This window comes from Serratia sp. DFXYC6 (assembly GCF_057196085.1).
In genome coordinates this window covers 830,066-851,919 of record NZ_JBXUNV010000001.1, presented here as the reverse complement: position 1 = coordinate 851,919, position 21,854 = coordinate 830,066, and the positions used below count along the sequence as shown (strand labels likewise).

Here is a 21,854-nt window from a genome sequence, read left to right as displayed (position 1 = left end):
CCATGACAATAAATCCACAGCCCCTCGAAACGATCGAATTCGCCTCGCGCGATGAGATTGAAGCGTTGCAGTTGGCGCGTTTGAAGTGGACGCTGCACCACGCCTACGAAAATGTGCCGATGTACAAGCGCAAGTTCGATCAGGCGGGCGTACACCCCGACGATCTTAAGCAGCTGAGCGATCTGGCGCGCTTCCCCTACACCACCAAGCAGGATCTGCGCGACAACTACCCGTTCGACACCTTCGCGGTGCCAATGGAGCAGGTGGTGCGCATCCACGCCTCCTCGGGCACCACCGGCCGCCCGACGGTGGTGGGCTACACCCAGCGCGACATCGATAACTGGGCCGATATCGTCGCCCGCTGCCTGCGCGCCGGCGGCGCCACCGCCAAAGACAAGGTGCACGTCGCCTACGGCTACGGCCTGTTCACCGGCGGCCTGGGGGCGCACTACGGCGCGGAGCGGCTCGGCGCGACGGTGATCCCGATGTCCGGCGGGCAGACGGAACGCCAGGCGCAGCTGATCCTCGACTTCAAACCCGACATCATCATGGTGACGCCGTCCTATTGCCTGACGCTGATCGACGAACTGGAGCGCAAGATGGGCGGCGACGCGCGCGGCTGTTCGCTGCGGCTCGGCGTGTTCGGCGCCGAACCCTGGACCGAAGCCCTGCGCCACGAAATCGAATCCCGCATGGGCATCAAGGCGCTGGATATCTATGGCCTGTCGGAAGTGATGGGGCCGGGCGTGGCGATGGAGTGTCTGGAAAGCGGCGGCGGCCCCACCATCTGGGAAGACCACTTCCTGCCGGAGATCATCTGCCCGGAGACCGGCGTCGCCCTGCCGGACGGCGAGCACGGCGAACTGGTGTTTACCACCCTGACCAAAGAGGCGCTGCCGGTGATCCGCTACCGCACTCGCGATCTCACCCGGCTGCTGCCGGGCGACGCGCGCCAGATGCGCCGCATGGGCAAGATCACCGGCCGCTCCGACGACATGCTGATCATTCGCGGCGTCAACGTCTTCCCGTCGCAGGTGGAAGAGCAGATCATGCAGTTCGAGCAGCTGTCGCCGCACTATCAGCTGCAGGTCAGCCGCAGCGGGCACCTGGACACGCTGGCGGTGCGCGTCGAGCTGAAAGAATCGGCGCTCAGCCTCAGCCACCAGCAGCGTTGCGACATCTGCCACCAGCTGCGCCACCACATCAAATCGATCGTGGGCGTCAGCACCGACGTCAGCATCGCCAACTGCGGCGATATCCCGCGCTCGGAAGGCAAGGCGCAGCGCGTGGTCGATCTGCGGCCGCGCTGAGGCGCACGGCGTCACGGATGACGCCGCCCCAAATTATGTTAATGTTGTGGCTCATCGAAGGCTAACCCATGGAAAAATATGGAACATAAACTGGATGAGTTCATTCGCCACGCCGTCGACGCGCAGCCGATCAGCGGCACCTCGCTGATCATTTCGCTGTACGGCGACGCGCTCAGCCACCGCGGCGGCGAAGTGTGGCTCGGCAGCCTGAGCGCGCTGCTGGAGGCCTTCGGCTTCGGCGATCGTTTCGTGCGCACCTCGGTGTTCCGCCTGCAAAAAGAAGGTTGGCTGGCGGTGGAGAAAATCGGCCGCCGCAGCTTCTACCGCGTGACCGAGCAGGGGATGCGCCAGTTCCGCCACGCCGAATCGAAGATCTATCTGCGCGAGCAGCCCGCCTGGGACGGCAAATGGGAGCTGTTGCTGCTGGAATGCGCCGAAAAAAACGCGCGCGCGCGGCTGAAAAAAGAGCTCGGCTGGCTCGGGTTCGGGCAGATCGCCAACAACCTGATGGCCGCCCCCACCCATGCGCAGACCGACGTGACGGCGCTGCTCGGCGAACTCAACGCCAGCGAACAGGTGATCTACTTTCGCGCCGATTACCCCTACAACCGCTCCGAGCAAACCCTGCAGAAACTGGTGGCCGACTGCTGGTCGCTCAGCGACGTGGCGGCCGGCTATCACGAATTTATCGTCTCCTTCCGGCCACTGATGGCGCTGCTGCGCGAAGTCGACCCGGCGGCGCTGACGCCGCTGCGCTGTTTCCAGATTAAGCTATTATTGATTCACTTCTTCCGTCGCGTGGTGTTGAAAGATCCGCTGCTGCCGGACGCGCTGCTGCCCGCGCAGTGGGAGGGCCAAATCGCCCGCAACCTGTGCATCAATCTCTACCAGCAGGTCGATCGCGCTGCGACGGAGTACGTCAGCTCGCTGGCGGAGACCACCATCGGCGCCCTGCCCGCGCCGGCCGCCGGTTACTATCGGCGCTTCGGCGGCCTGCCGCGCGACCCTACATATTAAGGAACTCACGCTATGCCTGTGTATCAGATTGACGGCCTGACGCCGGTCGTTGACCCCAGCAGTTACGTGCACCCGACGGCGGTGCTGATCGGTGACGTGATCGTCGGCAAACACGTGTATATCGGCCCGAATGCCAGCCTGCGCGGCGATTTTGGCCGCCTGGTGATCTGCGACGGCGCCAACATTCAGGACAACTGCGTGATGCACGGCTTCCCGCAGCAGGACACGGTGGTGGAAGAAGACGGCCATATCGGCCACGGCGCCATCCTGCACGGCTGCCGCATTCGCCGCAACGCGATGGTGGGCATGAACGCGGTGGTGATGGACGGCGCGGAGATCGGCGAGAACACCATCGTCGGCGCGATGGCGTTCGTCAAAGCCGCGGCTACGATCGAAGCCAACAAGCTGGTGGTGGGCAGCCCGGCGCGCGTGCTGCGCGATCTGACCGAACAGGAGCTGGCCTGGAAGATTGCCGGCACCCGCGAGTATCAGGATCTGGTGCAGCGCTGCAAATCCTCGCTGCACGAAGTGGCGCCGCTGACCGAAATCGAACCGGGCCGCCAGCGCCTGAGCTTCGGCGATCACCTGATCCCGAAAAGCCAGCTTTAATCCCCAGGGCTGAGGTGCGCCTCAGCCCCTCCCCCCATTACTCCACTTCCGGCGCCTTGAGCGGCGACGGCGCAGCCGCGCGGCGGCTCTGGAAGTGATAAGCCACCACCAGCAGCAGGGTGAACGGAATACCGAACCACAGCGTCATGCGGAAAAATTCGGTAAACGCGGTCGAGATCATCAGCGCCGCCATCAGCCCGCCACCCAGTAAGGTGGTATAGGGGAATCCCCACATGCGGAACTTCAGATGGGTCTGCCGGTGCCGGCGGCGGAAGAACAGATGGGTGACGAAGATCATCAGCCAGGTAAAACAGGCGCCATACACCGAAATGGACATCATGGCGGCGAACGACGTTTCCGGCGCCACCAAGCTCAGGACGATGGACACCACGATACCGATGCACGACATCGCCAGCGCATTGACCGGAATGCCGCGCCGGCTGACGCGCCCCAGCGCCGCCGGCGCTTGCCCGGCGCGCGACAGCGAGAACATCATGCGGGTGGTGATGTACAGCTGGCTGTTCATCGCCGACAGCGCCGCCACCAGCACGATAAAGTTGAAAATACCGGCGGCGGCGGGCAGATGGATCACGTTCATCGCCATCAGGAACGGGCTTTCGCCGGTGCCGGACTGGCGCCAGGGCACGATGGCCAGCATCAGGGCGATCGACAGCATGTAGAAGATGAACAGCCGCACGATGGTGCCCTTGAACGCCGCCTTCACCGCAATCACCGGATTTTTCGCCTCGCCGGCGGCCACCGCGATCATTTCAATGCTCAGGTAGCTGAAGATGGACACGATCACCGCGAACCACATGCCCTTGACGCCAAACGGCATGAAGCCGCCGGCGGTCAGGTTGCGCAGGCCATAGGCCGGGTTGCCCGAGAACGCCAGAATGCCGATGCCGATCAGAATAAACGCCACGATAGCCGTTACTTTGACGGTGGACAGCGCGTATTCCACCTGGCCGAACGATTTCACGCCGATCACGTTAACGACGATCACCGCCGCCGAGAACAGCAGCACCCACGGCCAGGTCGGCGTCGCCGGGAACCAGAACTGCATGTACATGCCGATGGCGGTGACTTCGGTGCCCACCGCCAACACCACGCAGGACCAGTAAGAATAACGCACCAGAAAACCGAACAGCGGGCCGAGATAGAATTCGGCGTAGTCGCCGAACGAGCCGGGCGTCGGGTGTTCGGAGGTCATTTCCGCCAGGCTGCCCATCAGCAGCAGCGCAATGACGCCGCCGATCAGGTAGCTCAGCAATACCGACGGCCCCGCCATCTGAATGGCGTAGGCGCTGCCGAGAAACAGCCCGGTGCCGATGGCGCCGCCAATCGCCAGCATCGACATCTGCCCGGCGGTAAGATGCTTGTTCAACCCACCCTGACGGCGGGCGATATGCTCAAAATCATTCATCTGTGGCATGGCTGGGTTCCCGAGCGGAGTTAGGGGGTGCGAGTGACGTCGAGGATCGCGGCGGTCACATAGTCGATGTTGCCGGGGTTAAGCCCCGGCAGACACATGCGGCCGGGCGAGACCAGATAGATGGCGTAGCGCTGCCGCAGGGTCTGCAGCTGCGCTTCGTTCAGGCCGGTATAGCTGAACATGCCGCGCTGCTCGAGAATGCGCCGGTGATCCAGCGAAGAGCCGCCCTGCGCCAGCCCGGCGGCCAGCTGTTCACGCATTTGCTTGATGCGCGAGCGCATTTCCGCCAGCTCATTGCGCCAAAGCTCGCCGAGTTCGGCGTCGCCGAGCAGGGTTTCCACGATCTGGCTGCCGTGCGTCGGCGGGCAGGAGTAGCTGCGGCGGATCAGCGTTTTTAACGCCCCTTTGACGTTGGCGGCATTTTCCGCGTCGGCGCAGCGCACCGACAGCGCGCCCAGACGCTGGCCGTACAGCGCGACGTTTTTGGAAAACGAATTGCAGACCAAAAACGGCAGATCGGTTTTCAGCGCTTGGCGCAATGCAAAGCAGTCCTCCTCCAGCCCGTCGCCGAAGCCCTGATAGGCGATGTCGAACAGCGGCAGCAGGTTACGCCGCTGCAGCACGGCGAGCGTGGCGCGCCATTGCTCCGGCGTCAGATCGGTGCCGGTCGGGTTATGGCAACAAGGGTGCAGCAAGACCACGCTGCCCGGCGGCAGGCTGTCCAGCGCATCGAGCATGGCGGCGAAACGCAGGCCGCCCGCCGCTTCGTCAAAGTAGGGATAGGTTTTCACCCGCAGCCCCGCCCCTTCGAAAATCGCCCAGTGATTGGCCCAGGTGGGATCGGACACCCAAATTTCACCGCGCGTCAGAAAGTGGCGCAGAAAATCCGCCGCCAGCTTCAACGCGCCGGAACCGCCGACGGTCTGCACCGTGGCGATCTCGGCCGCCTGTTGCTCACCGAACAGCAGCGACTGCACCTGGCGAGCGAACTGCGGCGAACCTTCGATCGGCGGATAACCGTGCGGGCGACGCAGCGCCAGCAGCCGCTGCTCGGCGGCCTCAACCGCCTGCATCAGCGGAATATTCCCCTGCCGATCGTAATACAGCCCAATGCCTAAATTCACTTTTTTCGGATTGGGATCCTGCAAATAGGCTTCCATCAGCGACATAATAGGATCGGCGGCGGAAGGTGCAATCTGTTTAAACATGACGCATCCTTAACTCGTTATTGAATTAATATGAAGACTGACTTAAGAAGAAATTAAATCAGGCGATGGCGCTGACGGTAATTTCTATTTTCATTCCCGGCACCACCAATTTTTCGACAATGACCGTGGAGCGATTGGGATAAGGATAATTAAAGTATTTCCGGTAAATATCATCGAGTAATTTAACGTCGTTGACGTCGGTGAGATACACGATCACCTGCAGCACCTTATCGCTGTGGCTGCCCGCCGCCTTCAGCGTCTGCGCCAGATTATCGAAGGTCAGCGTAATCTGTCGCTCCGGCGCGCCGGTGTCGATGCTGCCGTCCGCCCGCACCGGGCCGTGAGCGGTAAACAGCATGCCGCCGCCCCGGGTGGCCCAGGAAAAAGGCTGGCCGATCTCCGGCAGCCCGGTCTCTACGATCTCGCGCATGTCAGTGGTTCCCGTGGTGGTTAAGTTGGTGAAGCAACACGCCGTCGGCGGCGAACAACGCATCCAGAATGGTAAAATGATTGGCGCCGGGCACCGCGACCAGATCGGCCGGCAGCCCGCGTTGGCGCAGCGCCGCATGATAGTGTTGCGACTGACCTCTCAGTTCCGGCAGCTCCAATGCGCCGTAATACAGCGTAAGCGGTTTGCCGCGCGTCGGCAGGCGGCGTGCCGGGCTGAGCGTTTCAATCTGCCGCGCGCTCAGTTGCAGCGCCCGATTAACATAGCTTTGTTGCAACGGCGCCAGCTCGAACAGGCCGCTGATGGGAAAGACGGCATCCACCAACGCATGCTGCTGCCAGAGCGCCGCCAACTGCCCGCCGGCGGAATGGCCGCACAGATAAACCGGATGGGCATAGTGCGGCGGCAGGCGGCGCTGAATGGCATCCAGCGCCACCCCGATCTGTCGGCATATTTCGTCGAGATCCACCGCCGGCGCCAGCGCATATTCCACCAACACCACGTCAAAACCCAACGCCAGCGGCCCGGCGGCGATAAAGGCGAAATCCGCCTTATCGCAGAATTGCCAATAGCCGCCGTGAATAAAAATTAACGTCCCCTGATGCCGCTTTGCAGAATAGAGCCAATCAAATGTTTCTCGTTCGCCGTTGCCATAAGCAATATTATTTTCATGGCGCGTCTGTTTATAAATAGCCGCGCTGCGAGTTTGAAATGAAGTCAAAATAGCCGCTTCATTGTCCACCGTGGCGCCGTTATCATAACTCCCCGCAAGTGGTTTCATATATTAAACTTCGTTTATTATTTAAAATGTAAATTAACTATTAGCACCGGCAACATTATTGTCAAGACGGGCGCATCAGCAATGCGCGCCCGGTAAAATAAAACCTGATGAATAATGAAAAAGTTTAACCCATGAAACTTTTTGCGCTTATTTCCCCCGCCCGTCCGGCTGAATTTGCGGCAAGGCGCTGAGCCGTTCAAATGCATAATCCCAAAAGGCGCGCACCTTCAGCGGCATGTGCTGCGCCTGCTGCGCCACCAGCTGTACCGGCATCGGCAACGGCTCATGATCCGTCAACAGCCGCACCAGCGTACCGGCGGCCAAATCGTCCGCCACCTGATACGAGAGCAACCGGGCGACGCCCTTGCCGGCGCGCACCGCCAGCAGTTGCGCTTCCACGTCGTTGAGCAACAGCCGGGGAGTCAATCGCACGCGCTCGCCGTTTTCCTGCGGGCCGAAGCGCCATTCGCGCAGCGACGGCCGCTGGGTGCCGACGATGGTGGCGTGCTCCGCCAGCTGCGCCGGCGATCGCGGTTCACCGCAGCGCGCCAGGTAATCCGGGCTGGCGACCGTCACCCGGCTGACCTGCCCCAGCCGCCGCGCCACGCGGGAAGAGTCCTGCAGATGACCGATGCGCACCGCGATATCCAACCCTTCGTCAATCAGATCGAGATTGCGATCGTTCAATACCATTTCGATCTGCATCTGCGGGTAGTCATCGAGAAACGCCATCACCACCGGCGCCACGTAGCGGCGGCCGAACTGCACCGGCGAAGTAACGCGCAGCAAGCCGCTCAGCTGCGCTTCTGCGGTATCCTGCACCACCGCCTGATAATCCTGCAGCAGCTGTTGCGCGCGCTCCAACAGCCGCGCGCCCGCTTCGGTAGGCGCCAGCCGCCGGGTCGTGCGCTCCACCAATCGGGTGCCGAAACGCTGTTCCAATGCGGCGATCGCCCGGGTGACCGCCGGCGCCGAACGCCGCAGTTTGCGCCCGGCCGCCGCCAGGCTGCCCTGCTGCACCACCGCCACGAAGATGGCCAACTCGTCTAGCCGATCCATAGATTCTTCCGAAAAGTGAAATTATCAATTTCCACATTGCCGGATTTCGCTCGTTCAACGCAAGAGTATGCTGACAAAAAGCACTGAGGAGAAACGCCATGTCCACCATCACACTCTACGGCACCCCGCTTTCCGGCCACGTTCATCGCGTGGCGTTGCTGCTGCGCATGCTGGCGCTGCCCTATGCATGGGTCGAAGCCTCGGCGGAGGTGCGGCAGAGCGCAGCCTTCCGCCGGCTCAACCCGTTCGGCCAGATCCCGGTCTTGCAGGATGGCGATCTGACGCTGGCCGACAGCAACGCCATTCTGGTCTATCTGGTGAAGCGCTATGCGCCGGACAGCCACTGGCTGCCGGAACAGCCGGCGGCGGCGGCGCGAGTGCAGGCCTGGCTTTCCAAAGCCGCCGGTGAAGTCCGCTACGGCCCGGCCTCTTGCCGACTGATCGCCCAATTCGCCGTGCCGGAGGACTATCAGGCGGCGCGAGCAATCAGCGATCGTTTTCTGCCGCAGATGGAACAGCACCTGAGCGAGCGCGACTACCTGGCCAGCGAACACCCGACCATCGCCGATCTGGCCTGCCACAGCTACGTGGCGGTCGCGGCCGAAGGCGGCATTTCGCTGTCGCCTTACCCTGCGATACGTCGCTGGGCGGCGCGCATCGCTGCACTGCCCGGCTTCTTTGCCATGCCGGCCCTGCCGGAACCGGCGGGGAGCTGACGCCATGATCCCGCAACTGTTCCATCCCGATGAGCTGCGCGCGCAGACGCTGGCCGGGTTTGGCGGCGTAGGCGGTGGCATCTACCCTGCGATGCCGGATCAGCACCGCGCGTTTTTCGCCGCGCTGCCCTACCTGTTCGTCGCCACGCTGGATGAACAAGGCTGGCCCATCGCCACCCTGTTCACCGGCCCGCCCGGATTTTTACGCACGCCGGACGACACGCACCTGCGTATCAGCGCACCGCGTCGCAGCGACGATCCCGCCCAGGCGCTGTTGCTGCCCGGCAAACCGGTCGGCGCGCTCGGGCTGGATTTCAGCAACCGGCGGCGCAACCGCGCCAACGGCACCGTCGGCCGCACCGACAAAAACCGGGTGGAGATCGTCGTTCAGCAAAGCTTCGGTAACTGCCCGCAGTACATTCAGCGCCGCGAACTCTACCCGGTGGACAGCCGGCCACAGCCGGTTGAGCATTTAGCCTCGCTGGATGCGGCGGCGCAGGCGCTGATCCGCACCGCGGATACCAGCTTCGTTGCCAGCTGCGCGCACCTGGCACTGGCGCAGGGCGGCGTCGATATTTCCCATCGCGGCGGCCGCCCCGGCTTTATCCACCTGGAAGGTGACACGCTGTGGATGCCGGACTTTCGCGGTAACCGCTATATGAACACGCTGGGCAATCTGCTGGCCGAACCGCGGGCGGCGCTGCTGTTCATCGATTTTGAACGCGGTGACGTGCTGCATCTGCAGGGGGAGACGCAGATCCTCTGGCAAGCAGAGGGGCATCCCGGCGTTGAAGGCGCAGAACGCTATTGGCGGTTTGACGTTCGCCGCGCCTGGCGTTTTACGGCGGCGTTGCCGTGGCGGGGGCGTAATCTGGAGTATTCGCCGGCGACGCTGGCGACCGGGGTGTGGCAGCGCTGAAATGAAAAGCCCCGCTGCGGCGGGGCTGGTTCGGAAATTACAGGCTGTGTTCGGCCGCCGATGCGGCCTGATAAAGCTGACGAAAATAATTCAACCGCGCAAAGAACAGGCGGCTTTGCTGCTCCGACATATTGCCGGCCACCTGCCCGGCGTCAATCTGCCGCCCTTGCCATTCCATCAGGGCGATGCTCGACGCCAAAAAATCCATTTCGCTGCCGTAGGCCGCGAGATGTCTGTCCACTGATTTCATCATTCGCACACTCCTTTTAATTACATCGAAAAGGGTCATATGCCTGCTCTTTCAGTATCGGCCCGGCGAAGGATATTTTTTGTACAGAAGGTGCGCATAAAGAAAACCACCATCTTGTTGCCGCGTGGGCAAACGGCGGCGGCAAAATTTGCTAGGGTAAAGGGTAGCCGTATGGGATAGACCACTCTGTTGAACTCAGCAAAGGAAGAGACTCATGAGCACCAGTATCTGCGCTACCCTCAAGGATCCCACGCTGTTCCGCGAGGCCAACTACATCGACGGGCAATGGTTGCCGGCCCAGGAAGGCCGTTCGATCGCCATTCATAATCCCGCCAACGGCGAACGGATCGGCCACGTCCCGGCCTTCGGCGCCGAAGAAACCGCACGCGCCATCGCCGCCGCCAAAAAAGCGCTGCCCGCCTGGCGCGCGTTAACCGCCAAAGAGCGCGCCGGCAAGCTGCGCCGGCTGTTTGAATTGATGATGGAAAATCAGGAAGATCTGGCGCGCATCATGACGGCGGAACAGGGCAAACCGCTGGCCGAAAGCCGCGGTGAAATCGCCTATGCCGCCTCCTTTATCGAATGGTTCGCCGAGGAAGGCAAGCGGGTGTATGGCGACACCATTCCACAGCCCCAGGCCGGTCGCCGCATCATCGTGCAAAAAGAGCCGATCGGCGTGTTCGCCGCCATCACCCCGTGGAACTTCCCGGCGGCGATGATCACCCGCAAAGCCGGCCCCGGCTGGGCCGCAGGCTGCACCGGGGTGATCCGCCCCGCCAGCCAGACCCCGTTCTCGGCGCTGGCGATCGCCGTGCTGGCGGAGCGCGCCGGGCTGCCCGCCGGGGTATGCAACGTGATAACAGGCCCCAGCAAAGGCATCGGCGGCGAACTCACCGCCAACCCGGACGTGCGCAAACTCTCCTTCACCGGCAGCACCGAAGTCGGTGCGCAGCTGCTGGCCCAGTGTGCGCCCACCATCAAGAAAACCAGCATGGAGCTGGGCGGCAACGCGCCGTTTATCGTGTTTGACGACGCCGATCTGGACGCCGCCGTGGCCGGCGCGGTCGCCTCGAAATACCGCAACGCCGGCCAGACCTGCGTCTGCACCAACCGTTTTCTGGTGCAGGACGGCGTATACGATGCTTTCGCCGCCAAACTGAAAGCCGCCGTCGCCAAGCTGAAAGTCGGCAACGGCCTGGATGACGGCGTCACCATCGGCCCGTTGATTAACCCGGACGCGGTGGAAAAAGTGCGCGAGCATATCGCCGACGCCGTCGAGCACGGCGCCTCGGTGCTGCTGGGCGGCAAGCCTGACGCGCTGGGCGGCAATTTCTTCACCCCGACTATCCTGACCGATGTGCCGCGCACGGCGAAAATCTTCCGCGAGGAGACGTTCGGCCCGGTGGCGCCCCTGATCCGCTTCAGCCAGGAGGCCGACGCAGTCGAACTGGCTAACGACACGCCGTTCGGCCTGGCCGCTTACTTCTACAGCCGCGATATCGGCCGAGTGATGCGCGTGGCCGAAGCGCTGGAGTACGGCATTGTCGGCATCAACGAAGGGTTGATTTCCACCGAGGTGGCGCCGTTCGGCGGCATGAAACACTCCGGTTTGGGCCGCGAAGGATCGAAGTACGGCATCGAGGACTATCTCGAAATCAAATACCTATGCCTTGGCGGCGTGGATGCCTGATGCGTTCGGCCCCCGCACCTGCGGGGGTTCTGTCTGGCGTTTGCTATCTTTAGGTTAGGCATCTTTGTGCGGTTAAAAGGGATTGTCTCTATGCGGCCCATCTCGGTACATCTGCCCGGCTTTTACGTCGCCGGCCAAACAGTCAGAACCACCAACCAGAACGAAACCCAAGCCGAAACGGCAAAGATTCCCGCGCTGTGGTCAGATTTTTTCGCTACCTCACCCGCCCTGCCGGTATACGGGGTCTATTCCAATTACGCTTCCGACGCCAGCGGGCCGTTTGACGTCACCGCCGGCAGTGAGGCACAGAGCGGTTTACACATCCAACCCGGCCGCTATCTGGTCTTCTCCGCCCGTGGCGCGATGCCGGCGGCGGTCATCGCAAGCTGGCAGCGCATCTGGGCCTACTTCGAACAACACCCTGAGATCGAACGCCGCTTCCTGACCGACTTCGAAGCCTATACCGGCCCCGACGCGGTCGATATCCACATCGGCTGCCGCTAACGCGACAATGAGGTCAACGATGATCACCTTCTCGCCCGCCATTCCGATCCTGCGTATCTTTTCGGTCGACAAGGCCAAAGAGTTTTACCTGGATTTTCTCGGTTTCACGCTGGAATGGGAGCACCGTTTCAGCGAAGACCTGCCGCTGTACATGCAGATTGCCCGCGCCGGGCTGACGCTGCACCTGAGCGAACACTACGGCGACAGCACGCCCGGCGCCGCCATTTTCATTCCGATGCAGGACATCGATGCGCTGCACCGGGAGCTCACGGCCAAAAACTACCGCTATGCACGGCCGGGCCTGGAGATTGTCGATTGGGGCAAGGAACTGAACCTCACCGATCCGTTCGGCAACCGCCTGCGGTTCTGCGAACAGAACCGCAGATCCTGAGCGCCGTTATTGCCGGTACTCCGCCTCGCTGACCGGCTCCAGCCAGGTCACCGGAGTGCCGTCCAGCGCTTCGGCGATGGCGATATGAGTCATGGCGGAGTCCGGCGTCGCACCGTGCCAGTGTTTGACGCCAGCCGGGATCCAGACGATATCGCCGGGGTGCATTTCCTGCGTGGCCTCGCCCCACATCTGGATCCAACCGCGCCCCTGAGTGACGATCAGCGTCTGGCCGAGCGGATGCGTATGCCAGGCCGTGCGGGCGCCGGGCTCAAAGGTGACGGTTGCGCCGCCCACTCTGGCCGGCGCTTCGCCGGCGAACGGCGCGTCGATGCGCACCTGCCCGGTAAAATAATCCGCCGAACCGCGCTGTGATGGGATCGAACCGCTGCGTTGTATTTTCATCTGTTTTATCCTCCGCGCCGGCTCTCACAACCGGCGCTGATAGTCATAAGTGAGTGATGCCAAGATAGCGCCATGCTTTTCCGCCGACTAGCGGGTAAAATGCGCAAGGAGCTATGAGCTAAATTCATAAATCTACGCGCAGCCGCGCCCTAACCTTGCTCTTCGGTGCCGATATGTTGAAAGAAAACGTTAACGACCTGATCGCTTTCCTGATGGTGGCCAGAGAACGCAGCTTCACCAAAGCGGCGGCGCAGCTTGGCGTTTCCCAATCGGCGCTCAGCCACGCTATACGCGGGCTGGAAGAGCGCCTGGCGCTGCGCTTGCTCACGCGCACCACCCGCAGTGTCGCCCCTACAGAGGCCGGTGAGCGGCTGCTCAACAGTATCGGTCCGCGCTTTGCGGAGATAGAAAACGCGCTGAACGCGCTGGGTGAAATGCGCGATCGCCCGGCCGGCAACATCCGCATTACCGCCGGCGAACATGCAGTGGATGCGGTGCTGTGGCCGGTGCTGCGCACTTTCCTCATCGATTACCCGGACATCAACGTGGAAATCACCGTCGACAATAGTCTGGCCGACATCGTCGCCGGGCGTTTCGACGCCGGCATCCGGCTGGGGGAACAGGTGGCGAAGGACATGATCGCGGTGCGCATCGGGCCGGACATGCGCATGGTGGCCGTCGCCTCACCCGCCTATTTCGCCCGTCACGGCCTCCCCGCCACGCCGCAGGCATTGCAAAACCACCGTTGCATCAACATGCGTTTGCCCACCCTCGGCGGGCTGTACGCCTGGGAATTTGCCCGCGATGGCCGGGAGATCAAAGTACGTGTGGAGGGGCAACTGACCTTCAACAGCCTGCGCCAGCGGATCGACGCTGCGCAGCTCGGCCTCGGTATCGCCTTTGTGCCGGAAGACAGCGTCGCCGAGCCGTTGGCCGACGGGCGGTTGCAGATGGCGCTGGACGACTGGTGCCCGCCGTTTCCCGGTTATTACCTCTATTATCCAAGCCGCAGGCAACACACCACCGCCTTTGCGCTGCTGATTGAGGCGTTGCGGCGCGGGGCTTAACGCCCGACGTTTTTCTGCAGATGCGCCGGGTAACGATCGCCGATCACGTCGATAGCGGAGAGCGCGCGCTCAATCTCGCCCAGTTCGTCCGCCGCCAACACCACCGACGCCGCCGCGAGGTTCTCTTGCAGCCGATGACGCTTGGTGGTTCCCGGAATTGGCACGATCCACGGCTGTTGCGCCAACAGCCAGGCCAAGGCGATCTGCGCCGACGTCACGCCCTTGCGCTGCGCTATCTGCCCCAGCACGCTCACCAGCGCCTGATTGGCCCGGCGTGCTTCGGCGCTGAAGCGCGGCACCAGGTTGCGAAAATCGCCGCTGTCAAAGGCGGTGTCTTCGGTGATGGCGCCGGTGAGAAAGCCCTTGCCGAGCGGGCTGAACGGCACCAGACCGATGCCCAATTCCGCCAGCGTCGGCAAGATTTCACGCTCCGGCTCGCGCCACCATAGCGAATATTCGCTTTGCAGCGCCGTAATCGGCTGCACCGCATGGGCTCGCCGGATGGTTTGCGCTCCGGCTTCCGACAAGCCGAAGTACTTCACTTTCCCTTCGCGAATCAGTTGCTGCACCGTACCGGCCACCTCCTCGATAGGCACTTCGGGATCGACGCGATGTTGATACAGCAAATCGATCGTCTCTACCCGCAGGCGCTTCAACGAACCTTCCACCGCCCGGCGAATATGCTCCGGACGGCTGTTCAACACCTGTTGCCCCGCCGGCTGCGGCAGATCGAAACCGAACTTGGTGGCGATGACGACCCGATCGCGCACCGGCGCCAGCGCTTCGCCCAACAATTCCTCGTTGGTGAACGGACCATAAATCTCGGCGGTATCGAAGAACGTCACGCCCTCGTCAACCGCGGCGCGGATCAGATCGATCGCCTGCCGTTTGTCGGTGGCCGGGCCGTAGCCAAAACTCAGCCCCATACAGCCCAGACCCAACGCCGATACTTCCAGCCCTTCTCGCCCTAACTTGCGTGTTTGCATCTTCACTCTCCCACTGAATGATACCGGCTCCGCCTGACGCGACGCCGCTCCGGTGTGGTGACTGTAAAAGGCGGCTGCCGCCATGACTATGGGGCAAAATACGCTTGAGCTTATGAACCAGGCTCATGAATCCGTTAACCGTTGCTGGGACCAGCGTTTTTGCGGGAACGTTCCTGCCCGAGATACTCTATACTGATGTCAGGATGCCTTACCCTTTTCGTTTAGCGTCATGTAGATGGAGCGACAGATGGCTAACTCTGAATCGACCTGCGATTCCCTTTCAATACCAGTGGCAGATTTATTCCATGACCAATAAGAAAAGCGCCGTGCTTACCCCGGCTGCAATGCTATTGCTACAACCCATGTTTGCCAGCCAGGCACTGGCGGCAGAAAATAATGAAGAGAAAAGCGACACCCTGGTGGTGATGGCGCAACCCATCGGATTGACCGAGCTGGGATCGCCGGTGTCCGTCAGCGTGATCGACGGGCAAGACCTGCGCAACGCCGCCCCGCAGATTAACCTGTCGGAAAACCTCGGCAGCGTGCCGGGCCTGCAGCTTCAAAACCGGCAAAACTATGCGCAGGATCTGCAGTTGTCGATACGCGGGTTCGGCAGCCGCTCGATGTTCGGCGTGCGCGGGGTGCGCATGTACGTCGACGGCATTCCCGCCACCATGCCCGACGGCCAGGGGCAAACCTCCAACATCGACATCAACTCCGTCGAGCGCATCGAGGTGCTGCGCGGCCCCTATTCCGCGCTGTACGGCAACGCTTCGGGCGGGGTGATCAACGTTGACACCCAGACCGGCGCCCAGCCGCCAACGCTGGAGGCCGGCAGCTATTTCGGCAGCGACAACACCTGGCGCTACGGGGTGAAAGCGACCGGCGCCACCGGCGACGGCACCCAGGCCGGCGACGTCAACTACGCCATCTCGGGCACCCGCTTCACCACTCAGGGCTATCGCGATCACAGCGCCGCGCGGAAAAACCTCGGCAACGGCAAGCTCGGCGTGCGGCTGGACGACGTCAGCACCCTGACGCTGATGTTCAACAGCGTCTCCATTGACGCCGGCGATCCGGGCGGCCTGACCGAAGCGGAATGGAAGGAAAACCCGCGCCAGGCGCCGCGCGCGGATCAATTCAACACCCGCAAATCGCTCGATCAGACCCAGGCCGGCCTGCGCTATCAGCGCCAGATCAGCGAGCGCGACGAACTGACGCTGACCGCCTACCACGGCGAGCGCCACACCACGCAGTACCAATCCATTCCACGCGGGCCGCAGCTCAACCCTACCCACGCCGGCGGGGTGATCGTGCTGGAAAGAAAATATCAGGGCATTGACACTCGCTGGAAGCATGAGGATACTCTCGCCTCGTTACCGGTAACACTGATCGGCGGTCTGGATTATGAAACCATGACCGAACGCCGGCAGGGGTTTGAAAACTTTATTCTGCGAGACGGCACAGTGGACTACGGCGAGAAAGGCGACCAGCGGCGCAACGAGAAAAACCGCATCTGGAACCTGGATCCTTACCTGCAAACCTCCTGGCAACTGACGCCGCACTGGACGCTGGACGCCGGCCTGCGCTACAGCACGGTCAGCTTCGACTCGACCGACTACTACATCACGCCGCGCAACGGCGACGACAGCGGCAGCAAACGCTACCACCAGTGGCTGCCGATGGGTTCGCTCAACTATAAAATCAATCCGGCGTGGAACGTTTATCTCTCCGCCGGCCGCGGCTTTGAAACCCCGACCATCAACGAACTCTCCTACCGCCCCGACGGCCAGGCCGGCCTGAACATCGGTCTGCAGCCGTCCACCAGCGACACCGTCGAACTGGGCAGCAAACTGCGCCTCGGCAACGGCCTGGTAAGCGCCGCCCTGTTCCAGACCGATACCGACAACGAGCTGGTGGTGGCGGAAAGCAGCGGTGGGCGCACCAGCTACGCCAACGCCGGTAAAACCCGGCGGCGCGGCCTGGAACTGGCGCTGGATCAAGAGTTCGCGCTGGACTGGCGCCTGCATATGGCCTGGACGCTGCTGGACGCCACCTACCGCAGCGAAATGTGCGGTAAATCCGGCTGTACCTCCGCCGGCAATCGCCTGCCGGGCATCGCCCGCAACATGGGCTACGCCTCGCTGGCCTATGCCCCGCCGGAAGGCTGGCACGCCGGCGCGGAGCTACGCTACATGAGCGACATTCAGGCCAATGACGCCAACAGCGCGCAGGCTCCCTCTTACACCGTGGCCGGCGTAAACGCCGGTTATCGCTTTACCTGGAACCGCTGGGCGCTGGACGTGTTCAGCCGGGTGGACAATGTTTTCGATCGCCGATACGTCGGTTCGGTGATCGTCAACGAAGGCAACGGCCGCTACTTCGAGCCGGCGCCGGGGCGCAACTGGGGTGGCGGCGCCACCTTGTCTTATCGCTTTGAATAAGGCAAAGCACCTTAAGGTTAAAAAACGGGATGGGTTTTACGTCACCCTAGCGGCTTCTCGCTGAAATAATAGGGAGAAACCGCGTGTTTTTTCCGATTTGGCTTAATCTCTAAATCGGGGACTTTCATTTTTGGTAAGGGTATTGCTATGCAAAATAAAGCGTCACTATCGCCGCTTATCGTCATAACGGCGCTGTTTGCCGCGCTGAGCGGGCTTTATCTGCTCGGCGGCGGCATCTGGCTGGCCAAGTTGGGCGGTTCGCTGTATTACATCATCGCCGGGCTGGTGCTGCTGGCGACCTCCTGGCTGCTGTTCCGCCGCCGCGCCACCGCGCTGCTGCTGTACGCGGTATTTCTGTTGGGCACCACTATTTGGGCCCTGTGGGAAGTGGGCCCGGACTTCTGGGCGCTGACACCGCGCCTGGACGTCACCTTCTTCTTCGGCCTGTGGCTGGTGCTGCCGTTTATCTACCGCAAGCTGGTGGCCAACGGCAAATTCGCCTACGGCGCGCTGAGCGCGGCGCTGGCGATCACCGTCATCGCGTTGGCCTATGCCGTGTTCAACGATCCGCAAGAGATCAACGGCACGCTCGACGCCGCGCAGGTACAGCCGAAAGACGCCACCGGCGCCGACTGGCCGGCCTATGGCCGCACCCAGGAAGGCACCCGTTACTCGCCGCTGAGCCAGATCAACGACAAAAACGTTGGCCAGCTGCAAGAAGCCTGGCGTTTCCAGACCGGCGATCTGAAGACCGCCAACGATCCGGGTGAGATCACCAACGAAGTCACGCCGATCAAAATCCGCGATACCCTTTACATGTGTACGCCGCACCAGAAGCTGTTTGCGCTGGATGCCGCCACCGGTAAAGAAAAATGGAAGTTTGATCCGCAGCTGAAGTACAACCCAACCTTCCAGCACATCACCTGCCGCGGCGTGTCTTACCACGAAACCGCCGCAGCCGCAGGCGCCACAGGCGATGCCGCACCGGCGATGTGCGCACGCCGCATCATTCTGCCGGTCAACGACGGCCGTCTGTTCGCACTGGACGCCGAAACCGGCAAACCCTGCCCGGACTTCGCCAACAACGGTGAGCTGAACCTGCAGAGCAATATGCCGTATGCGACGCCGGGCCACTACGAGCCGACCTCGCCGCCGGTGATCACCGATAAAGTGATCGTCATCGCCGGCGCCGTGACCGACAACTACTCCAACCGCGAGCCTTCCGGCGTGATCCGCGGCTTCGACATCAACAGCGGCAAGCTGCTGTGGGCCTTCGATCCGGGCGCGAAGGATCCGAACGCCATCCCGGCGGACGAGCACCACTTCGTGCCGAACTCGCCGAACTCCTGGGCGCCTGCCGCCTATGACGCCAAGCTGGATATCGTTTACCTGCCGATGGGCGTTTCCACTCCGGACATCTGGGGCGGCGATCGCACCCCGGAAATGGAACGCTACGCCAGCGGCCTGCTGGCGCTGAACGCCTCCACCGGCAAACTGGCCTGGTTCTATCAGACGGTCCACCATGACCTATGGGATATGGACGTGCCGGCGCAGCCGACCCTGGCAGACATTACCGACAAGAGCGGTAAAAAAGTGCCGGTCATCTATGTGCCGACCAAAACCGGCAACATCTTCGTGCTGAACCGCACCAACGGCGAGCTGGTAGTGCCGGCGCCGGAGAAACCGGTACCGCAGGGCCCGGCCAAAGGCGATCGCCTGTCGCCGACCCAGCCGTTCTCCGAGTTGACCTTCCGTCCTGAGAAGAAACTGACCGGCGCCGACATGTGGGGCGCGACCATCTATGATCAGCTGGTCTGCCGCGTGATGTTCCACAGCCTGCGTTATGAAGGCACCTTCACTCCGCCTTCCGAGCAGGGCACGCTGGTGTTCCCGGGCAACCTGGGCATGTTCGAGTGGGGCGGCCTGGCCGTCGATACCGATCGCGAAATCGCCATCGCCAACCCGATCGCGCTGCCGTTCGTCTCCAAACTGATCCCGCGCGGCCCAGGCAACCCGATTGAGCCGCCGGAAGGCGACAAAGGCGGCAGCGGCACCGAGTCCGGCGTACAGCCGCAGTATGGCGTGCCGTTCGGCGTTACCCTGAACCCGTTCCTGTCGCCGTTCGGCCTGCCGTGCAAACAGCCGGCCTGGGGTTACATTTCCGCCGTGGATCTGAAAACCAACGACATCGTGTGGAAAAAACGCATCGGCACCGTGCGCGACAGCTCACCGCTGCCGCTGCCGTTCAAAATGGGCATGCCAATGCTGGGCGGCCCGGTGACCACCGCCGGTAACGTGTTCTTCATCGGCGCCACCGCAGACAACTACCTGCGCGCTTTCAGCGTGACCAACGGTGAAAAACTGTGGGAAGCGCGCTTGCCGGCCGGCGGCCAGGCGACGCCGATGACCTATGAGGTCAACGGCAAGCAGTACGTGCTGATCTACGCCGGCGGCCACGGTTCCTTCGGCACCAAGCTGGGCGACTACGTGGTCGCTTACGCTCTGCCCGATCAGAAGTAACCACCGCCGTTAGTACCCCGCAAAGCACGCCGCAAGGCGTGCTTTTTCTTTTCCCGCCCGCCGGCTGTCCCCTCGCAATACCCTTAATTTTTTCACTCGCATTATTGATAATGGTTATCATTCGCAATATTATACCTCTGCGGCCCCGGCAGCGGCTGCGATCCTCTCCAGCTTAATGGGCAATACAACGATCGGCCGCCTTCGGGCGGCCCTATTCGGAGGCGCATGGTCGACCATACTCGGAAGCATCGAAAGAAGATCCTGCAAGCGGCGGTGAAGACACGGCGTGCCGGTCTGCCGTTCACGGCGGACTCCCCAGCCACCCCGCCCTTTATTGGTTTGCCGCATCAGCCGAAGGCGGTGCTGGTGCATCTGGTCGGCCATGATAGCGCACAGGAGGAACATGAATGAATCTGCAGCCCTTTACCGCCATGTTGATGTTCGCCTATGTGCTGCTGATGGTGCCGCTGCTCTACGTCATCGACAGCCGCCTGAGCGCCAGCAAGCTGGTGCGCAAAGCCACGCAAAACCTCATCATCATCGCGTTGACGCTGCTGTTCTTCAGCGCGATGACGCTTTTATACTGAGGCCATCTCGCCGGTGCCCCGCGGCCGACGTTACCCGGCCTCCCGGCGTTTGGCCCGCGGATATTTCCACAGCCAGCGCCCGCTGACCATGCGCCAGTAGAACAAGGCGCCGCGCACCGCCCAATCGAGGAACATCCCCAACCAGACACCCACCACGCCCATGCCCAGTTCGATACCCAGCACGTAGCCCGCCACCACGCGGCAGCCCCACATGCCAAGCATCGTCACCCACATGGCGAAGCGGGCGTCGCGCGCGCCTTTCAGCCCGGCGGGCAACACCCAGGAAGCGGCCCAGATCGGCATAAAGGCGGCGTTGAGCCAAATCAGGGTTTTCACCACCGTTTTCACGTCATCCTGCGAGGTATAAAACGCGGCGAATACCCCGGCCAACGGCGCCGTACCCCAGGCGATAGCGGTCAACCCGAGGGTAGACAGCCAGAAAATATGGCGCAGCTGCCGTTCCGCCTGACCGATCTCGCCTTTGCCGAGCCGCCGGCCGACGATGATGGTCGAAGCCGAGCCCAGCGCGTTGCCCGGCAAATTGATCAACGAAGCGATGGAGAAGGCGATAAAGTTACCGGCGATCACGTTGGTGCCCATGCCGGCGACGAACATCTGCGTCAACAGTTTGCCGCCGTTGAACAGCACCGACTCGACGCTGGCGGGAATGCCGATCCCCAGCACTTCCCACAGGATGCTCATCTTCAGCGGCGTGAAATAGCTTTTCAGCGTGATGTGCAGCGCCGGATTAAAACCGATCGCCAGCACATAGAGGATGGCGATGGCGCCGATATAGCGGGAAATCGTCAGCCCCAGCCCGGCGCCGACGAAGCCCAGGCCATGCCAGCCCAGCATGCCGTAAATCAGGATGCTGCTGATGATGATATTGAGGATATTCATGCCGCCATTGATAAGCAGCGGGATCTTGGTGTTGCCTGCGCCGCGCAGAGCGCCGCTGCCGATCAGCGCAATCGCCGCCGCCGGGTAGCTCCACACCGTGGTTTGCAGGTAAGAGAGCGCCAGCGCTTTCACCTCCGGCGAGGCCGCGCCGGCGATCACATCAATGATCGGTTCGCCCGCCAGGTGAATGCCCGCCGCCAACAGCAGCGCCACGCCGGTCATCAGCACCAGCGACTGACGCGCCGCCGCCCGCGCCCGCCGGCGATCGCGCTTGCCGAGGCTGAAAGCCACCACCACGGTGGTGCCGAGATCCACCGCGGCAAAAAAGGCGATGATCACCATGTTGAAGCTGTCCGCCAGCCCCACCCCGGCCATCGCCTCTTTGCCGAGCCAACTCACCAGAAAGGTGCTCAGCACCCCCATCAACAGAACGCAGGCGTTCTCCAGAAAAATCGGCACCGCCAGCGGCGTGATTTCGCGCCAGAACAGCACGCGGTAGCTTTTCCGTTTGGCGTACCAGGGCGTATTTTCCACGCGCTGACGCAGTGCGGCATACAGGTTCAAGGTGGGCTCGATGGATAAAAGTGAAACATCATTTCAAATGATGAGCG

The 21,854-nt window shown here is 62.3% G+C and carries 22 protein-coding genes; 13 read left to right on the top strand and 9 right to left on the bottom strand.

Features of this window, described 5'->3' with window-relative positions; all coding sequences use genetic code 11:
* The first annotated feature begins 2 nt into the window (after positions 1-2).
* From paaK to paaY, 3 genes are all read left to right on the top strand, one after another.
* The gene (gene paaK, locus AC2CGQ_RS04170; RefSeq protein ID WP_484593491.1) at positions 3-1,310 is read left to right on the top strand and encodes a phenylacetate--CoA ligase PaaK; all 1,308 of its coding nucleotides are present in this window, start codon (positions 3-5) and stop codon (positions 1,308-1,310) included.
* Between the two features lie 78 nt (positions 1,311-1,388).
* Entirely contained in the window at positions 1,389-2,327 is a 939-nt protein-coding gene (gene paaX / locus AC2CGQ_RS04165; protein WP_044030933.1) for a phenylacetic acid degradation operon negative regulatory protein PaaX, read from the top strand.
* A 12-nt stretch (positions 2,328-2,339) separates the two neighbouring features.
* Positions 2,340-2,936, top strand: a complete 597-nt coding sequence (paaY, locus tag AC2CGQ_RS04160; RefSeq protein ID WP_004935205.1) for a phenylacetic acid degradation protein PaaY — start codon at positions 2,340-2,342, stop codon at positions 2,934-2,936.
* 37 nt (positions 2,937-2,973) lie between these two features.
* Here the strand turns inward: paaY and AC2CGQ_RS04155 are convergent, their stop codons facing one another.
* The 5 genes from AC2CGQ_RS04155 to AC2CGQ_RS04135 form a co-directional block, all read right to left on the bottom strand.
* On the bottom strand, positions 2,974-4,371 hold the full coding sequence (locus AC2CGQ_RS04155; RefSeq protein WP_004935209.1) for an amino acid permease: 1,398 nt from the start codon (positions 4,369-4,371) through the stop codon (positions 2,974-2,976).
* A gap of 20 nt (positions 4,372-4,391) precedes the next feature.
* On the bottom strand, positions 4,392-5,579 hold the full coding sequence (locus tag AC2CGQ_RS04150) for an amino acid aminotransferase (protein ID WP_076740700.1): 1,188 nt from the start codon (positions 5,577-5,579) through the stop codon (positions 4,392-4,394).
* A gap of 58 nt (positions 5,580-5,637) precedes the next feature.
* The gene (locus AC2CGQ_RS04145; protein ID WP_033639957.1) at positions 5,638-6,009 is read right to left on the bottom strand and encodes a RidA family protein; all 372 of its coding nucleotides are present in this window, start codon (positions 6,007-6,009) and stop codon (positions 5,638-5,640) included.
* Position 6,010: 1 nt separating this feature from the next.
* Positions 6,011-6,808 (bottom strand): alpha/beta hydrolase, encoded by a 798-nt coding sequence (locus AC2CGQ_RS04140; protein ID WP_088381725.1) that lies wholly within the window; start codon positions 6,806-6,808, stop codon positions 6,011-6,013.
* Positions 6,809-6,955: 147 nt separating this feature from the next.
* Positions 6,956-7,867 carry a LysR family transcriptional regulator gene (locus tag AC2CGQ_RS04135; protein WP_049240732.1) on the bottom strand — a complete coding sequence of 304 codons (912 nt, stop codon included), beginning with the start codon at positions 7,865-7,867 and terminating at the stop codon, positions 6,956-6,958.
* A gap of 98 nt (positions 7,868-7,965) precedes the next feature.
* Between AC2CGQ_RS04135 and AC2CGQ_RS04130 the strand changes: the two genes are divergently transcribed.
* A complete protein-coding gene (locus AC2CGQ_RS04130) occupies positions 7,966-8,583 on the top strand; it encodes a glutathione S-transferase family protein (protein ID WP_075685143.1) in 618 nt (205 codons plus the stop codon).
* Between the two features lie 4 nt (positions 8,584-8,587).
* Positions 8,588-9,502 (top strand): pyridoxamine 5'-phosphate oxidase family protein, encoded by a 915-nt coding sequence (locus AC2CGQ_RS04125; RefSeq protein WP_015378363.1) that lies wholly within the window; start codon positions 8,588-8,590, stop codon positions 9,500-9,502.
* 37 nt (positions 9,503-9,539) lie between these two features.
* On the opposite strand, the gene AC2CGQ_RS04120 is transcribed toward AC2CGQ_RS04125, so the two are convergent.
* Positions 9,540-9,755 (bottom strand): glycogen synthase, encoded by a 216-nt coding sequence (locus tag AC2CGQ_RS04120; RefSeq protein WP_004935234.1) that lies wholly within the window; start codon positions 9,753-9,755, stop codon positions 9,540-9,542.
* Positions 9,756-9,966: 211 nt separating this feature from the next.
* On the opposite strand from AC2CGQ_RS04120, the gene gabD reads away from it, so the two are divergent.
* The 3 genes from gabD (at position 9,967) to AC2CGQ_RS04105 (ending at position 12,337) form a co-directional block, all read left to right on the top strand.
* Positions 9,967-11,442 (top strand): NADP-dependent succinate-semialdehyde dehydrogenase, encoded by a 1,476-nt coding sequence (gene gabD, locus AC2CGQ_RS04115; protein ID WP_015378365.1) that lies wholly within the window; start codon positions 9,967-9,969, stop codon positions 11,440-11,442.
* Positions 11,443-11,532: 90 nt separating this feature from the next.
* Positions 11,533-11,946: a GyrI-like domain-containing protein gene (locus tag AC2CGQ_RS04110; RefSeq protein ID WP_021505800.1), complete on the top strand. Its 414-nt coding sequence runs from the start codon at positions 11,533-11,535 to the stop codon at positions 11,944-11,946.
* Between the two features lie 22 nt (positions 11,947-11,968).
* Positions 11,969-12,337 (top strand): glyoxalase superfamily protein, encoded by a 369-nt coding sequence (locus AC2CGQ_RS04105; RefSeq protein ID WP_180295518.1) that lies wholly within the window; start codon positions 11,969-11,971, stop codon positions 12,335-12,337.
* 6 nt (positions 12,338-12,343) lie between these two features.
* Here AC2CGQ_RS04105 and AC2CGQ_RS04100 read toward each other — a convergent pair whose 3' ends face one another.
* Positions 12,344-12,739, bottom strand: a complete 396-nt coding sequence (locus AC2CGQ_RS04100) for a (R)-mandelonitrile lyase (RefSeq protein WP_015378368.1) — start codon at positions 12,737-12,739, stop codon at positions 12,344-12,346.
* Positions 12,740-12,912: 173 nt separating this feature from the next.
* Between AC2CGQ_RS04100 and AC2CGQ_RS04095 the strand changes: the two genes are divergently transcribed.
* Complete coding sequence (locus AC2CGQ_RS04095) at positions 12,913-13,806, top strand: LysR family transcriptional regulator (RefSeq protein ID WP_048325047.1); 894 nt, start codon at positions 12,913-12,915, stop codon at positions 13,804-13,806.
* Here the strand turns inward: AC2CGQ_RS04095 and AC2CGQ_RS04090 are convergent.
* Complete coding sequence (locus AC2CGQ_RS04090; RefSeq protein ID WP_015378370.1) at positions 13,803-14,792, bottom strand: aldo/keto reductase; 990 nt, start codon at positions 14,790-14,792, stop codon at positions 13,803-13,805. The genes AC2CGQ_RS04095 and AC2CGQ_RS04090 overlap by 4 nt on opposite strands.
* 305 nt (positions 14,793-15,097) lie before the next feature.
* On the opposite strand from AC2CGQ_RS04090, the gene pqqU reads away from it, so the two are divergent.
* The 4 genes from pqqU to AC2CGQ_RS04070 all read left to right on the top strand — a co-directional run bounded on the left by pqqU (position 15,098) and on the right by AC2CGQ_RS04070 (position 20,343).
* Positions 15,098-17,236 carry a TonB-dependent receptor PqqU gene (pqqU, locus tag AC2CGQ_RS04085; RefSeq protein WP_484593490.1) on the top strand — a complete coding sequence of 713 codons (2,139 nt, stop codon included), beginning with the start codon at positions 15,098-15,100 and terminating at the stop codon, positions 17,234-17,236.
* A gap of 147 nt (positions 17,237-17,383) precedes the next feature.
* A complete protein-coding gene (locus tag AC2CGQ_RS04080) occupies positions 17,384-19,756 on the top strand; it encodes a glucose/quinate/shikimate family membrane-bound PQQ-dependent dehydrogenase (protein WP_004935255.1) in 2,373 nt (790 codons plus the stop codon).
* Between the two features lie 225 nt (positions 19,757-19,981).
* A complete protein-coding gene (locus tag AC2CGQ_RS04075; RefSeq protein WP_049240746.1) occupies positions 19,982-20,167 on the top strand; it encodes a hypothetical protein in 186 nt (61 codons plus the stop codon).
* A complete protein-coding gene (locus tag AC2CGQ_RS04070) occupies positions 20,164-20,343 on the top strand; it encodes a hypothetical protein (protein WP_015378373.1) in 180 nt (59 codons plus the stop codon). The genes AC2CGQ_RS04075 and AC2CGQ_RS04070 overlap by 4 nt, the downstream gene beginning before the upstream one ends.
* Positions 20,344-20,373: 30 nt before the next feature.
* Here AC2CGQ_RS04070 and AC2CGQ_RS04065 read toward each other — a convergent pair whose 3' ends face one another.
* Positions 20,374-21,807 carry an EmmdR/YeeO family multidrug/toxin efflux MATE transporter gene (locus tag AC2CGQ_RS04065; RefSeq protein ID WP_021505806.1) on the bottom strand — a complete coding sequence of 478 codons (1,434 nt, stop codon included), beginning with the start codon at positions 21,805-21,807 and terminating at the stop codon, positions 20,374-20,376.
* Positions 21,808-21,854 lie beyond the last annotated feature (47 nt).

Bases quoted from the DNA above. Each gene is read 5' to 3' on its own strand.
- AC2CGQ_RS04100 (WP_015378368.1), bottom strand. From the start codon at position 12,739: ATGAAAATACAACGCAGCGGTTCGATCCCATCACAGCGCGGTTCGGCG.
- pqqU (WP_484593490.1), top strand. From the start codon at position 15,098: ATGACCAATAAGAAAAGCGCCGTGCTTACCCCGGCTGCAATGCTATTG.
- AC2CGQ_RS04110 (WP_021505800.1), top strand. From the start codon at position 11,533: ATGCGGCCCATCTCGGTACATCTGCCCGGCTTTTACGTCGCCGGCCAA.
- AC2CGQ_RS04130 (WP_075685143.1), top strand. From the start codon at position 7,966: ATGTCCACCATCACACTCTACGGCACCCCGCTTTCCGGCCACGTTCAT.
- AC2CGQ_RS04090 (WP_015378370.1), bottom strand. From the start codon at position 14,792: ATGCAAACACGCAAGTTAGGGCGAGAAGGGCTGGAAGTATCGGCGTTG.
- paaX (WP_044030933.1), top strand. From the start codon at position 1,389: ATGGAACATAAACTGGATGAGTTCATTCGCCACGCCGTCGACGCGCAG.
- AC2CGQ_RS04145 (WP_033639957.1), bottom strand. From the start codon at position 6,009: ATGCGCGAGATCGTAGAGACCGGGCTGCCGGAGATCGGCCAGCCTTTT.
- AC2CGQ_RS04150 (WP_076740700.1), bottom strand. From the start codon at position 5,579: ATGTTTAAACAGATTGCACCTTCCGCCGCCGATCCTATTATGTCGCTG.
- AC2CGQ_RS04155 (WP_004935209.1), bottom strand. From the start codon at position 4,371: ATGCCACAGATGAATGATTTTGAGCATATCGCCCGCCGTCAGGGTGGG.
- AC2CGQ_RS04095 (WP_048325047.1), top strand. From the start codon at position 12,913: ATGTTGAAAGAAAACGTTAACGACCTGATCGCTTTCCTGATGGTGGCC.
- AC2CGQ_RS04125 (WP_015378363.1), top strand. From the start codon at position 8,588: ATGATCCCGCAACTGTTCCATCCCGATGAGCTGCGCGCGCAGACGCTG.
- paaK (WP_484593491.1), top strand. From the start codon at position 3: ATGACAATAAATCCACAGCCCCTCGAAACGATCGAATTCGCCTCGCGC.
- AC2CGQ_RS04120 (WP_004935234.1), bottom strand. From the start codon at position 9,755: ATGATGAAATCAGTGGACAGACATCTCGCGGCCTACGGCAGCGAAATG.
- AC2CGQ_RS04140 (WP_088381725.1), bottom strand. From the start codon at position 6,808: ATGAAACCACTTGCGGGGAGTTATGATAACGGCGCCACGGTGGACAAT.
- AC2CGQ_RS04075 (WP_049240746.1), top strand. From the start codon at position 19,982: ATGGTCGACCATACTCGGAAGCATCGAAAGAAGATCCTGCAAGCGGCG.
- gabD (WP_015378365.1), top strand. From the start codon at position 9,967: ATGAGCACCAGTATCTGCGCTACCCTCAAGGATCCCACGCTGTTCCGC.
- AC2CGQ_RS04070 (WP_015378373.1), top strand. From the start codon at position 20,164: ATGAATCTGCAGCCCTTTACCGCCATGTTGATGTTCGCCTATGTGCTG.
- paaY (WP_004935205.1), top strand. From the start codon at position 2,340: ATGCCTGTGTATCAGATTGACGGCCTGACGCCGGTCGTTGACCCCAGC.
- AC2CGQ_RS04135 (WP_049240732.1), bottom strand. From the start codon at position 7,867: ATGGATCGGCTAGACGAGTTGGCCATCTTCGTGGCGGTGGTGCAGCAG.
- AC2CGQ_RS04080 (WP_004935255.1), top strand. From the start codon at position 17,384: ATGCAAAATAAAGCGTCACTATCGCCGCTTATCGTCATAACGGCGCTG.